Annotated in this window: 11 protein-coding genes; 9 read left to right on the top strand and 2 right to left on the bottom strand. The window is 70.8% G+C overall.

What is annotated here, in order from left to right:
• The first annotated feature begins 213 nt into the window (after positions 1-213).
• On the top strand, positions 214-1,209 hold the full coding sequence (locus tag IT072_RS07380; protein ID WP_223360304.1) for an SDR family oxidoreductase: 996 nt from the start codon (positions 214-216) through the stop codon (positions 1,207-1,209).
• A 10-nt stretch (positions 1,210-1,219) separates the two neighbouring features.
• On the opposite strand, the gene IT072_RS07375 is transcribed toward IT072_RS07380, so the two are convergent.
• Positions 1,220-1,774 (bottom strand): COG4315 family predicted lipoprotein, encoded by a 555-nt coding sequence (locus tag IT072_RS07375; RefSeq protein WP_223360303.1) that lies wholly within the window; start codon positions 1,772-1,774, stop codon positions 1,220-1,222.
• Positions 1,775-1,992: 218 nt separating this feature from the next.
• On the opposite strand from IT072_RS07375, the gene IT072_RS07370 reads away from it, so the two are divergent.
• The 6 genes from IT072_RS07370 to IT072_RS07345 all read left to right on the top strand — a co-directional run bounded on the left by IT072_RS07370 (position 1,993) and on the right by IT072_RS07345 (position 8,784).
• Entirely contained in the window at positions 1,993-3,174 is a 1,182-nt protein-coding gene (locus IT072_RS07370) for an ROK family transcriptional regulator (protein ID WP_223360302.1), read from the top strand.
• Positions 3,175-3,270: 96 nt separating this feature from the next.
• Positions 3,271-4,602 carry an ABC transporter substrate-binding protein gene (locus tag IT072_RS07365; RefSeq protein ID WP_223360301.1) on the top strand — a complete coding sequence of 444 codons (1,332 nt, stop codon included), beginning with the start codon at positions 3,271-3,273 and terminating at the stop codon, positions 4,600-4,602.
• A 1-nt stretch (position 4,603) separates the two neighbouring features.
• The gene (locus tag IT072_RS07360; protein ID WP_223360300.1) at positions 4,604-5,587 is read left to right on the top strand and encodes a carbohydrate ABC transporter permease; all 984 of its coding nucleotides are present in this window, start codon (positions 4,604-4,606) and stop codon (positions 5,585-5,587) included.
• Positions 5,584-6,504 carry a carbohydrate ABC transporter permease gene (locus tag IT072_RS07355; RefSeq protein WP_223360299.1) on the top strand — a complete coding sequence of 307 codons (921 nt, stop codon included), beginning with the start codon at positions 5,584-5,586 and terminating at the stop codon, positions 6,502-6,504. Before IT072_RS07360 ends, IT072_RS07355 begins: the two co-directional genes overlap by 4 nt.
• A 4-nt stretch (positions 6,505-6,508) precedes the next feature.
• Positions 6,509-7,780 (top strand): 6-phospho-beta-glucosidase, encoded by a 1,272-nt coding sequence (locus IT072_RS07350; RefSeq protein ID WP_223360298.1) that lies wholly within the window; start codon positions 6,509-6,511, stop codon positions 7,778-7,780.
• On the top strand, positions 7,768-8,784 hold the full coding sequence (locus IT072_RS07345) for an N-acetylglucosamine kinase (protein WP_223360297.1): 1,017 nt from the start codon (positions 7,768-7,770) through the stop codon (positions 8,782-8,784). The genes IT072_RS07350 and IT072_RS07345 overlap by 13 nt, the downstream gene beginning before the upstream one ends.
• Positions 8,785-8,825: 41 nt before the next feature.
• On the opposite strand, the gene IT072_RS07340 is transcribed toward IT072_RS07345, so the two are convergent.
• On the bottom strand, positions 8,826-9,566 hold the full coding sequence (locus IT072_RS07340; RefSeq protein ID WP_223360296.1) for a gamma-glutamyl-gamma-aminobutyrate hydrolase family protein: 741 nt from the start codon (positions 9,564-9,566) through the stop codon (positions 8,826-8,828).
• A 148-nt stretch (positions 9,567-9,714) separates the two neighbouring features.
• Here IT072_RS07340 and IT072_RS21265 point away from each other — a divergent pair, with 148 nt between their 5' ends.
• Both IT072_RS21265 and IT072_RS07325 read left to right on the top strand, forming a co-directional pair.
• Positions 9,715-11,751 (top strand): TPM domain-containing protein, encoded by a 2,037-nt coding sequence (locus IT072_RS21265; protein ID WP_263282067.1) that lies wholly within the window; start codon positions 9,715-9,717, stop codon positions 11,749-11,751.
• A 77-nt stretch (positions 11,752-11,828) separates the two neighbouring features.
• The gene (locus IT072_RS07325; RefSeq protein ID WP_223360295.1) at positions 11,829-12,608 is read left to right on the top strand and encodes a PspA/IM30 family protein; all 780 of its coding nucleotides are present in this window, start codon (positions 11,829-11,831) and stop codon (positions 12,606-12,608) included.
• The last annotated feature ends 1 nt before the right edge of the window (position 12,609 follow it).

Raw genomic sequence — 12,609 nt, 5'->3', positions numbered from 1 at the left:
GGGGTGCCGTGGAGTGTACGCCCGGGCCGCGCTACGCTGAGACCTCCGGGGGTCCGAGTCGTCGGGATGCGGCGCGTCCACGGCACGGCGGCCTCGGGGACACGGTGGCCCCCGGGACACAGCGCCCTCAGGGACACGGTGCCCTCACGGACACAGTGCCCTCACGGACACGGTGCCCTCACGGACACAGCGGCGAGGAAGCGGGAGACAAGCATGGCAGCGACACGGACGCTCTTCATCGGCGGCACGGGGGTCATCAGCTCCGCGTGTGTGGCGGAGGCTCTGGAGGCGGGGCACGAGGTCACCGTCGTGAACCGCGGATCGAGCGGATCGCGCCCGATGCCGGACGGAGTCGAGGTGCTGCACGCCGACATCCGGGACCCGGAAAGCGTCCATGCCGTGCTCGGCGAGCGCAGCTTCGACGTCGCAGCCGAGTTCCTCGCGTTCACGCCGGAGCACATCCGCACCGACTTCGACCTGTTCGAGGGACGCGTCGGCCAGTTCGTCTTCATCAGTTCGGCGTCGGCCTACCAGACCCCGCCGTCACGTCTCCCCGTCACCGAGTCGACGCCGCTGCGCAACCCGTTCTGGCAGTACTCGCGGGACAAGATCGCGTGCGAGGACCTCCTGGTCGAGGCCTACCGGGAGCGCGCGTTCCCCGTGACCATCGTGCGTCCGTCGCACACCTACGACCGCACGATGATCCCCACGCTCGGCCACTGGACCGATCTGGAGCGGATGCGCCGGGGAGCGCCTGTCGTCGTGCACGGCGACGGGACGAGCCGCTGGACCATCACGCACAACACCGACTTCGCCGTGGCGTTCACCGGCCTCCTCGGACTGCCGGAGGCGGTGGGCGACACGTTCCACATCACGGGCGACGAGGCCCCGACCTGGGACCGCATCTACGGCGACCTCGCGGAGGCCCTCGGCGTCGAGGCCGAGCTCGTGCACGTCGCGAGCGAGTCCATCGCCGCCGCGGTTCCCGAGCTCGGCCCGGGGCTGCTGGGCGACAAGGCCCACTCCATGCAGTTCGACAACAGCAAGGTGCGCGCGCTCGTCCCGGCGTTCCAGCAGCGCACGCCGTTCGCGCGCGGGGCGGGCGAGATCGTCGAGTGGTATCTCGCCGACGCCGCTCGCCAGCGGGTCGACCCGGATCTGGACGCCGCCTTCGACCGCCTGGTCGAGCACGCGCGCGCATTCAGGTGACCCGCGCCCGTCACTTCGAGTAGCCGGAGCCCGTGCCTCCCGTCGACGCGCCTCCTGAGCTCGCGGCCGCGCCGATCTTCGACCCGTCGGGCGTGACGGCCCACCAGATGCCCCCGACCCCTTGGCCGGTCACGTCGCCGGCGGACGAATCGCCAGCGAAGGTGTAGAGCGGCCAGCCGTCGAGGGTGACCTGGCGCTTGCCGTCGACGCCGGTGATCGTGCCGACCGTTCCGCTCACGCCGGTCACCGCGGGCGTCGCTGCGTCCGCCTCCACGGCGGGCCACTGCGCGGCGCAGGCGCCGGAGCACGAGCTCTTCCCGGAGTTCTGCGTGTCTTTGTCGAAGACATAGACGGTGAGACCGGCGCCATCGACGACGACCGTGCCCAGTGATGTGTCGCCCGTCGTGAGCACGGTCGCGGAGGCCGAGCCGGACGACGCTGACGAGCCTCCCGTGCTCGTCGAAGGACTGCTGCCGCCGCTGCTGCCGCTCCCGGCCGAACATCCGGCGAGCGCGATCATGACCACCGCGGCGGCGGCGAGGGATGCGACGAGTCTCATTCTCATGGTGGTGTTCCCTTCCTCCGATGCCACGAGGCCCACCCCTCCGGCGGTTCACCGCTTCTCACGCCCGCGACATCTGGACCGAATGTGGTGAATCGCTGGCTGCAAGACGACTTTTGGTCCACATGCGGGCAGTGCCGGGCAACGAAACAGAGGGTTTACTATTAAGAAACTTTCCTGATACATTCACGGCAGATGATCGTTCCGACGAAGGGATGAGGATGGCCGAACGACCGGTCCGCGGCACGCCAGCATGGTTGCGCGAGACGAACGACCGCACGGCGCTCGCGCTGCTGCTCGAGCACGGCGTCCTCACCCGCAGCCGCATCGGCGAGCTCTCGGGGCTGTCGAAGCCGACCGCGGCACAGATGGTGTCGCGGCTGGAGACGGCCGGGATCATCCACGTCGTCGGCGAGGTGTCGGGCGGGCGCGGACCGAACGCGGCCAGCTACGCGGTGCGCACCGACCGGATGCTCGGAGTGGCGATCGACATCGATGCGGTGGCGCTCCGCTCGTCCGTAACGGACGCCTCCGGCACCGAGCACCCGATCGCCGTCACACCGCTGGGCCGCCGCTCTCCAGAGGAGGACGTGCGGATCGCCGTCGACACCGCGTGCGCCGCCGCCGGTGTCGCGCCGGACCGCGTGCGTGCCGTATGCATCGGCGTGCAAGGCGCGCTCGACCCGCGCACCGACGAGCTCACCTACATCGAGACGCTCCCCGGCTGGCCGAAGCAGGGCATCCGGCGCCGCCTCGAAGACGCCCTCGGCTACACCGTGCACATCGACAACGACGCCAACCTCGCCGCGATCGCCGAGCGAGCCGATGGTGCGGGACGCGACGCGGGCGGCTTCGCGCTGCTCTGGATGGGCGACGGCCTCGGCCTCGCCGTCGACCAGGGCGGCGTCGTACACCGGGGAGCGTCGGGCGGAGCGGGCGAGATCGGATACCTGCCGATCACGCGAGAGGCCGCAGAGCTCGACCCGGACGCGCACGACCTCCAGGACCTCGTCGGCGGCCCGGCCGTCTCGCGGCTCGCCGCCGCGCACGGGCTCCCCGGCTTCGGCTCCTCCGACGCCGGACAGGCCGAGGACTCCCCCGTCGGCGACTCCGACGCCGTGGACGCGCTCCTCGACCAGCTGGCCACGCGCGTCGCGGTCGGGGTCGTGCCCGTGCTCGCCCTGCTCGACCCCGAGCGCGTGGTGCTCGGCGGCTCGACCGGCCGTGCCGGCGGCGCCCGCCTCGCCGAGCGCGTCGCCGCCCTGCTGCGCGAGCAGTGGGGCTCCCCCACTATCGTCGCCACCGACGTCCCCGCCCACCCCGTTCTCCGCGGGGCGCGGGAGCACCTGCTCGGCGAATTGCGCGACGCGCTCTTCGCCGAAGTGTCCCGGATCACGGTCTAGGGCACCGCTCCTCCCGTACGACAGTCACACCGCACACACCACACGCACGACATCCGTCCACCTGCATCACGACCGGAATCAGTGAGGAAACCTCCCGTGAAACACCGTCATCTCGTCGCCGCCGTCGGCATCGCCGCGGCCGCAGCGCTCACCCTCGCCGGCTGCTCCGGCGGCTCCAGCGGCACCGCCTTCTCCGACACCACCCCGAAGGAGCTGTCGGGCACCGTGTCGTTCTGGCACTTCTTCTCCGACCGGGAGGCCGACGTGATTCAGTCGGTCGTCGACGACTTCGAGAAGAAGAACCCCACGATCAAGGTCGAGGTCCACTCGGGCCAGGACGACGAGAAGCTGCAGAAGGCCATCGCCACCGGCAGCAAGGTCGACGTCGGGCTCTCCTACTCCACCGACATCGTCGGCAACTTCTGCTCCAACGGCGCGTTCCGCAGCCTCAACAAGGTGATCGAGCGCGACGGCGTCGACATGAGCCAGTTCTCCGACACCGTGAAGTCGTACACCGAGTTCAAGGGGACGCGCTGCGCGATGCCGATGCTCGCCGACGTCTACGGGCTCTACTACAACAAGGACCTGCTGCAGGCCGCCGGCTACACCGAACCGCCGAAGACCCTCTCCGAGCTCGAGAGCATGGCCGAGAAGCTCACCACGTTCAACGCCGACGGGTCCATCAAGACCCTCGGCTTCAATCCGACGATGGGATGGTACGAGAACTCCGCCGCGCACTACGGTCCCGCCGCGGGCGCGAAGTGGCTGAAGGACGACGGCACCAGCGCCATCTCCTCCAGCCCGGGCTGGGCCGAGCTGATCGAATGGCAGAAGGCCTTCGTCGCGAAGATCGGGTGGGACAAGCTCAACGCGTTCACCTCGGGGCTCGGCCAGGAGTTCTCCGCCGACAACGCGTTCCAGACGGGCCAGGTGGCCATGAACATGGACGGCGAGTACCGCACCGCGTTCATCGCCGACCAGGCGAAGGGCCTGAACTACGGCACCGCACCGTTCCCGACCGCCGACGACCACACCGACCTGTACGGCGGCGGCTACATCACGGGCAACATCATCGGCATCTCGAAGGGCTCGAAGCAGCCGGAGCTGGCGTGGGCGCTCCTGAAGTACCTCACGACCGACACCGACGCCGTCGTCAAGCTCGCGAACGGGCTGAAGAACGTCCCCACCACCAAGGACGCGCTCGCGTCGCCGAAGCTCGAGGTCTCCGACCAGTTCAAGACGTTCCTCGACATCTCCTCCGACGAGAATGTGCAGACCACGCCCGCCAGCCCGCTCGGCGCCGGCTACCAGAACTCGTTCCAGGACTTCTGGAACAAGTACCAGAGCCAGGGCGGCGACCTCCAGTCGGGCCTGAAGGATGTCGACAAGCAGATCGACGACGCGCTCGCGCTGACCACCGGTCCGTGAGATGACGTCCGCCATCGAACGTGCGGGGCGGGTCGCCGCCCGCCCCGCACGGCCCTCCCGCTCGCGCCGGCGCCGCAACCTGGTCGTGCTCGCGTTCCTGGCGCCGACCCTCCTGGGTCTCGCGATCTTCTTCGTCTACCCGCTGATCGCCTCCGTCTACTACTCCTTCACCCGGTACGACCTGGTGTCGGCACCGCAGTGGATCGGCCTGCGCAACTACGAGTATCTGTTCACGCAGGACCCGAACGTGTGGAAGGCCACGCTGAACACGCTGTGGTTCGTGGTCATCTGGGTGCCGGTGAAGACGGTGTTCGCCCTGCTGATCGCCGGCCTGCTCGCCCGCGCCAAGCGGGCCTCGGGCTTCTGGCGCACGATCTTCTATCTGCCCGCGCTGGTGCCGCCGGTGGCGAGCGTCGTGGCGTTCGTCTTCCTCTTCAATCCGGGAACCGGTCCCGTCAATCAGGTGCTCGCCTGGTTCGGGATCAAGGGACCGCTCTGGTTCAACGACCCCGCCTGGTCGAAGCCCTCCCTGGTGCTGCTCGGGATCTGGGTGATGGGCGACGTCATGATCATCTTCCTCGCGGCCCTGCTCGACGTTCCGAAAGACCAGTACGAGGCAGCGTCGCTCGACGGCGCGAACGGGATGCAGAAGGTGCGGTACATCACCATGCCCAGCATCTCCCCCGTGCTCATGTTCGCGGCGGTGACCGGCGTGATCGCGGCCATCCAGTACTTCACGGAGGCGGCCGTCGCCTCCTCCGTGGCGTCGGGGAAGGCGGTGGTCGGCGAGGGCATCAGCAACAACCTCGGCTACCCCGACGGCTCCCTGCTCACCTACACACAGTGGCTCTACGTGCGCGGGTTCGGCACGTACCAGCTCGGCTACGCCTCGGCCCTGGCCGTGCTGCTGTTCGTCGTGGCCGCCGTGCTGCTCATCCTGATCCTGCGCCGATTCAAGGCGTTCACACCGGAAGGCGCGCAATGACCACCGCCACCTCCTCCACCCCGCCGCTGGCACCGCCCGCCGCCCGCCGCCCCTCCCCGTCGCGGGGTCGCATCCCCGCTCCGCGCTCGCTGCGCACCCGCCGCGTCCTGGGCTGGATCGCCGAGCACGCCGTGCTCGTCGTGCTGGCCGTGCTCTTCATCGCGCCGGTGGTGTTCGTGCTGCTCACCTCGCTCATGTCGGGCCAGCAGACCCTGACAGCATCGCTCTGGCCGCAACCCTTCGCGTGGGAGAACTACGCGAAGGTGTTCACGACCGTGCCGCTGGCGCAGTGGTTCGGCAACTCGGCGCTGTACTCGATCCTCGCCACCGTGTTCATGCTCGTCTCCAGCGTCCCGGCCGCCTACGCCCTCGCGAAGATCAAGTTCCGCGGGTCGAGCGTGCTCTTCACCGCGATCATCGTCGCGATGCTGCTCCCGCCGCAGGTGACGGCCATCCCTGTCTACGTGATGTGGTCGCAGCTCGGCCTCACCGGCACGCTCTGGCCGCTCATCCTGCCCAACCTGCTCGGCGACGCGTTCTCGATCTTCCTGCTGCGGCAGTTCTTCCTGACCATCCCCAGCGAGTACGCGGATGCGGCACGCATCGACGGCAACGGGGAGTTCGGCGTGCTGTGGCGGGTCGTGCTGCCGATGGCGAAGCCCGGGATCGCGGCGACCGCGATCTTCATGTTCTTCCACTCCTGGAACGACTACTACGGGCCGCTGCTCTACACCTCCGAGAACCCCGCCTCCTGGCCCGTCGCCTACGGACTGGCGTCGTTCCGCGGGGTCCACGGCACCGACTGGGGGCTGACGATGGCGATGACCATGCTCGTCACGATCCCCGTCGTGATCGTCTTCTTCTTCGCCCAACGCGTGTTCGTGGAGGGCATCACTCTGACCGGCGTGAAGGGATAACGCGTTGAAACTGGCAGTCGTGGGCGGCGGATCCACCTACACACCCGAACTGATCGACGGGTTCGCACGGATGCGCGACGTGCTCCCGATCGAGGAGCTGTGGCTGGTCGACACCGACCCCGAACGCCTGCGCCTCGTCGGGGGCATGAGCGAGCGGATGTTCCGCGCGGCCGGGCACACCGGGCGCATCGTCCCGACCTCCGACCTCGTCGCCGGCGTCGCGGACGCGGACGCGGTGCTCATCCAGTTGCGGGTCGGCGGGCAGGCCGCACGGCACGGCGACGAGACGTTCCCGCACGAGTGCGGGTGCATCGGGCAGGAGACCACCGGCCCGGGCGGGTTCGCGAAGGCCCTGCGCACGGTGCCGGTCGTGCTGAGCGTCGCGGAGGTCGTGCGTCGTCACGCCAAGCCCGACGCGTGGATCGTCGACTTCACCAATCCGGTCGGCATCGTGACCCGCGCCCTGCTCCAGGAGGGTCATCGCGCAGTGGGGCTCTGCAACGTGGCGATCGGTTTCCAGCGACGCTTCGCGAACCTGCTCGGCGTCGACCACACGCAGGTGCAGCTCGGTCACGTGGGCCTCAACCACCTCACGTGGGAGCGTTCGGTCACCGTCGCCGACGCCGGTGGGACGCGCGACGCGCTTCCCGCCCTGCTCGGGGCGCACCTCGCCGAGCTGGCGGAGGAGATCGAGCTGCCGTCGTCGCTGATCTCGCTGCTGGGCAGCGTCCCCAGCTACTACCTGCGCTACTACTACGCGCACGACGAGGTGCTCCGCGAGCAGCTCGACGCCCCCACCCGTGCGGAGGCCGTGCAGCGCGTCGAGCGCGAACTCCTCGAGCTGTACGCGGACCCGGCGCAGGACTCCAAGCCGGAGCAGCTGGCGCAGCGCGGCGGCGCGTTCTACTCGGAGGCGGCGGTCGACCTCATCGCGTCGCTCACGAGCGACCGCGGCGACGTGCAGGTCGTGAACCTGCGCAACGACGGCTCGCTGCCGTTCCTGCCCGACGACCACGTGATCGAGGTCCCGGCCACGGTCGGGGCGGCCGGGCTTCAGGCCCTCCCGATCGAGCCGCTCCCGGACGACGTGGGCGGGCTGATCGCGCACGTCGCGGGATACGAGCGCCTCGCCCTGGAGGCGGCGGTGCACGGCGGACGCGACCGGGTCGTTCGCGCGATGCTCGCGCATCCCCTCGTCGGGCAGTACGACCGCGCCGAGAAGCTCACCGATCTGCTGATCGCCGGCAACCGGGAGCACCTCGCGTGGGCGCGCTGACCGGGGGCCGGGCAGAGGGAGTCGCGCCGATCGTCATCGCGGTCGACGGCGGCGGCTCCAAGACCGACGCCGTCGCCGTTGAGCTGGACGGGACGGTCGCTGCCGCCGCGCGTGCCGGCACCTCCAGCCCGCACCTGATCGGGATGGACGCCTCCGCACGGATCGTCGACGACCTGATCGAGCGTCTGCTGGCCGAGACCGGCCCCCGGCCGATCGCCGCCGCCGGCATCTACCTCTCCGGCCTCGACCTGCCCGCGGAGGTGGAGGCGTTCCGATCCGGGATCGCCGGCTACGCCTGGGCCGACGCCGTCGTCGACAACGACCTCTTCGCCCTCCTGCGCGCCGGCACCAGCGAGCCCGACGCCGTCGCCGTCGTCTGCGGCACCGGCATCAACTGCGTGGGCGTGCGCGCCGACGGTGCGGTGGTGCGCTACCCCTCGCTCGGGATGATATCCGGCGATTGGGGCGGAGGCTGGCATCTCGGCGAACAGGCGCTCTGGCACGCCGCACGTGCCGTCGACGGCCGCGGCTCGGCGACTGCGCTGACGGCCGCGATCCCCGCGGTGTACGGGCTCGACGATGTGCAGGCCGTGATCGAGGCGCTGCACTTCGCGCGCATCCCGAACGCCGATCTGGCCCGCATCGCGCCGTCCGTGTTCGCGTGCGCGGAGGACGGGGACGCCGTGGCCGTGGGGCTGGTCGATCGCCAGGCGGAGGAGATCGTGGCGTTGGCCGCGACCACCCTGCGGCGGCTGGAGCTGCTCGGCCGACCCGTCCCTGTCGTGCTCGGCGGCGGCATCGTCGGCTCGCGGGACGCCCGCCTCCTCGACGGCATCGCGAGCGGACTGGCCGAGCGGGCACCGCTCGCCCGCATCGAGCTCGTCACCGCCGCCCCGATCCTCGGCGCCGCACTTCTGGCCTTGGAGGCGGCCGGCGCCGGTCCGGACGCCCTCGCGCACGCGCGTTCGGGATTGGCCGAGCGGCGGGCCGCGCTGGTCCGCTAGGGGGGCGGAGGGCTGACCGAGAACGGCCTTCCCGGTGCACCTCAGGCGGCGACGGCGACCCCGCTGCGCAGCGCGCCGAGCAGGGCGGTGAGCTGACCGGCGGGCGCGGCGACGTCCTCCGGATGCCATTGCACGGCGAGCACCGGGGCGTCGACGTGCTCGACCGCCTCCACGTGTCCGTCCGGCGCTCGGCCGGTGACGACGAGGCCCGCGCCGAGCGCGGCGACGGCCTGGTGGTGTGCGCTGCGCACGTCCACGATTCCCGAACCGAGCAGCTCGGAGACGCGCGAGCCCGGCTCCAGGAGCACCGGGTGGGTGGTCAGCACCTCGGGGATGGGGAAACCGCGGTTGACATGCGGGGAGCGCTCGCCCAGGTCCTGCACGAGCGTGCCGCCGAGGGCGACGTTGACGATCTGGAGGCCGCGGCAGATGCCGAGCAGCGGCGTGCGGCGCTCGACGGCGCGGCGCGCGAGGGCGAGCTGCGCGGCGTCGGCGACGGCGAGGTGACGACTCTCGTACGCGTATCCGCCGGCCGCCCCGTAGTAGGCGGGATCGATGTCCTCTCCCCCGACCACGACGAGCGCGTCCGACCCGTCCGTGCGCTGCAGGAGAGCCTCCTCGCCCTCGTCCGCGGCGAGACGCGTGACGGCCCAGCCCTGGTCCCGTGCCTCGGCGATGACGTTGCCGACGAGGAGCTGCACGTACGCGTGGTACTCCGGGTCGTGGCCGCGGAAGCGGGTGGCCTCGACGACGGCGAGCGTGCGAGCGCCGGATGCGGACACAGGCCCCTCCTCTCGCCTCGCCGGATGCGTCCGACCATTCTGGGGCGGGCCGGAGGCCGCGCGCATCCGCCCGCGTAACAGGCCGAAACAGTGACACCGTCGCACCACCCCAATAGACTCGGCCCAAGTGTTCCTGGAGAGTGGGTGGATGCTCTTGCGACGTGTTCTGACCGGGGTTCTGCTGGCCGGCGCGCTGATCGCCGGGCCGCTCGCGATCGCGGCCCCGGCCTCCGCGGAGGATCCGGTCGACCTCGGCTCCAGCCACGTCGACGATGTCGCGGGGGTGCTCTCCGACAGCGAGGCGGACGCCGTCTCCGCCGCGGCGGCGAAGCTCGCGGACGACCACAAGATCGACCTCTTCGTCGTCTACGTCCCGCGCTTCACCAACCCGACGGATGCCGCCGACTGGGCCAACGAGACGGCGGCGCAGAACAACCTCGGCCCGAACGACTACCTGCTCGCGGTGGCGACGGACGGGCGCGCCTACTACCTGTCCGGCGATGACGAGGGTCCGGTCAGTGCCGACCAGCTCGACAGCATCGAGCAGAACGACGTGGAGCCCCGGCTCCGGGCGGGCGACTGGTCAGGGGCGGGCATCGCCGCTGCGAACGGACTGGCCGACGCGGTCGGCGGCGGCGGCTCCGGCTTCTTCTGGTTCTTCCTGATCGCCGTCGTGGTGGTCGGGCTCATCATCTTCCTGGTCGTGCGGTCTCGGCGTACGAAGAAGGCGGGATCCGCCGTCGGCGGAGCCCCCGGACGACCGCAGAGCGAGCTGGAGACCATCCCGATCGAGGAGCTCCAGCGGCGTGCGGGGTCCGCCCTCGTGCAGACGGACGACGCCATCCGCACCAGCGAGGAGGAGCTCGGCTTCGCGACGGCGCAGTACGGCGCCGACCCGGTCGTTCCGTTCCAGGCCGCGCTCGACCAGGCGAAGGGACAGCTGCGCGAGGCGTTCACGCTCAAGCAGAAGCTGGACGACGCGGAGCCGGACACCGACGAGCAGCGCCGGCAGTGGAACATCCGCATCGTCGAGCTCTGCGCCGCCGCGAACCAGGCACTCGATGCCCAGGCGGACGCGTTCGACGAGCTGCGGTCGCTCGAGAAGCGCATCCCGGAGGCGTCGGCGGAGGTGTCCGCCGCCGCCCAGCAGGTCTCCGCCCGCGTCGAGCAGACGCGCACCACGGCGGCGGCGCTCGCACAGCGCTATACGGACGCATCCCTCGCGACAGTGCAGGACAACGTCGACCAGGCGACGCAGCGGCTCGCGTTCGTGACGACCGCCCTCGCCGCCGCGACGCAGAAGGCGGATGCCGGCGACACCAGTGCCGCGGCCATCGGCGTGCGCGCGGCGGAGGAGTCGGTCGACCAGGCGAAACTCCTCCTCGACGCGGTGGACCGGGTCGCAGCCGACCTGAAGGCGACGCAGCAGTCGATCGACACCGTGCTCCCGGAACTCGACAGCGACCTCGCCGAGGCGCGTGCCCTCGCAGCCGCGGGGGACCCGGGCGGCACGATCGCGGGGGTGATCGCCGGCACGGAGCAGACCGTCGCCGATGTGCGCGCGAAACTCGCCGCCGGTCCCATCAACCCGCTCGAGATCGCGCAGCGACTGGAAGCGGCGAACCGCTCGATCGACGGCGTGCTGCAGGGAGTCCGCGACGCGCGCGCACAGACCCAGCGCGCCCAGTCGTCGCTGCAGCAGACGCTGCTGACGGCCAGGGCGCGGGTCTCGGCCTGCGAGGACTTCATCACCGCGCGCCGCGGAGCGGTCGGCCCCGAGGCGCGGACGCGACTCGCCGAGGCCGGCCGCCTCGTCGTGCAGGCGGAGCAGACCGCGACGACCGACCCCGTCACCGCACTCGGGGAGGCCCAGCGCGCGGCGCAGCTCGCCGACGAGGCCACGCAGCTCGCGCAGCGCGACGTCGGCGGGTTCCAGCCTCAGCAGGGCGGCCTCGGAGATCTCTTCGGCGGCGGCTCCGGATCGGGCGGTGGCGGCAACGGCGCGATGGGCGCCATCCTCGGCGGCATCCTCATCAACTCCGTGCTGAACGGAGGGCTGGGCGGCTGGGGCGGCGGCTCCGGCGGAGGGCGCAGCGGTGGCGGGCGCAGCGGAGGCGGCGGTTTCAGCCCCGGCAGTTTCGGCGGCGGGGGTACGCGCACCCGGCGCGGAGGCGGCCGCTTCTAGGCCGCCTCGCATCCACGACCACGCGGACAGGCACACAGACCGACCGCCTCAGCAGAGGCAGAGGAAAGGAACAGCACATGGCAAAGCAGTCCATCTTCGGGCGCATCTCCCAACTCCTGAAGGCGAACATCAACTCCCTCCTCGACCAGGCGGAGGACCCGGAGAAGATGCTGGACCAGATGGTCCGCGACTTCACCAACAGCATCGCCGACGCCGAGAGCGCGATCGCCGAGACGATCGGCAACCTGCGTCTGCTCGAGGACGACCACCGCGAAGACGTGGAGGCCGCCCAGGAGTGGGGCACGAAGGCCCTGGCGGCGAGCAAGCAGGCCGACTCCTACCGTTCGTCCGGAGACACGGTGAACGCCGACAAGTTCGACAACCTGGCCAAGGTGGCCCTGCAGCGCCAGATCTCGTCCGAGAACGAGGCGAAGGCCGCCGAGCCGCAGATCGCGTCGCAGACCGAGATCGTGGACAAGCTCAAGTCGGGCCTCAACGGCATGAAGCAGAAGCTGGAGCAGCTGAAGAGCAAGCGTGCCGAGCTGATCGCACGGGCGAAGAGCGCGCAGGCGCAGTCGCAGGTGCTCGACGCGGTGAAGAGCGTCGACATCCTCGACCCCACCAGCGAGGTCTCGCGGTTCGAGGAGAAGATCCGGCGCGAGGAGGCGAAGGTGCGCGGAGCCCAGGAGCTCGCCGCCTCCAGCCTCGACGCGCAGTTCAACCAGCTCGACGACCTCGGCGAGCTCACCGAGGTGGAGGCCCGGCTCGCTGCCCTGAAGTCCGGCGGCTCCGGCGCGGCGCAGCCCGCGGTGACGGCCGACCCGGCGTCCTCCGCCCCCTACACCCCGGGGCAGTGAC

Origin of the sequence: Leifsonia sp. ZF2019, from assembly GCF_019924635.1 — a bacterium.
Taxonomy (GTDB): Bacteria; Actinomycetota; Actinomycetes; order Actinomycetales; family Microbacteriaceae; genus Leifsonia.
Note: the sequence above shows the minus strand (reverse complement) of the source record. Positions and strands in the feature narration are given on the sequence as shown.

Coding starts and splice junctions, on each gene's coding strand:
- IT072_RS07375 (WP_223360303.1), bottom strand. CDS start 1,774: ATGAGAATGAGACTCGTCGCATCCCTCGCCGCCGCCGCGGTGGTCATG.
- IT072_RS07370 (WP_223360302.1), top strand. CDS start 1,993: ATGGCCGAACGACCGGTCCGCGGCACGCCAGCATGGTTGCGCGAGACG.
- IT072_RS07380 (WP_223360304.1), top strand. CDS start 214: ATGGCAGCGACACGGACGCTCTTCATCGGCGGCACGGGGGTCATCAGC.
- IT072_RS07360 (WP_223360300.1), top strand. CDS start 4,604: ATGACGTCCGCCATCGAACGTGCGGGGCGGGTCGCCGCCCGCCCCGCA.
- IT072_RS21265 (WP_263282067.1), top strand. CDS start 9,715: ATGCTCTTGCGACGTGTTCTGACCGGGGTTCTGCTGGCCGGCGCGCTG.
- IT072_RS07325 (WP_223360295.1), top strand. CDS start 11,829: ATGGCAAAGCAGTCCATCTTCGGGCGCATCTCCCAACTCCTGAAGGCG.
- IT072_RS07355 (WP_223360299.1), top strand. CDS start 5,584: ATGACCACCGCCACCTCCTCCACCCCGCCGCTGGCACCGCCCGCCGCC.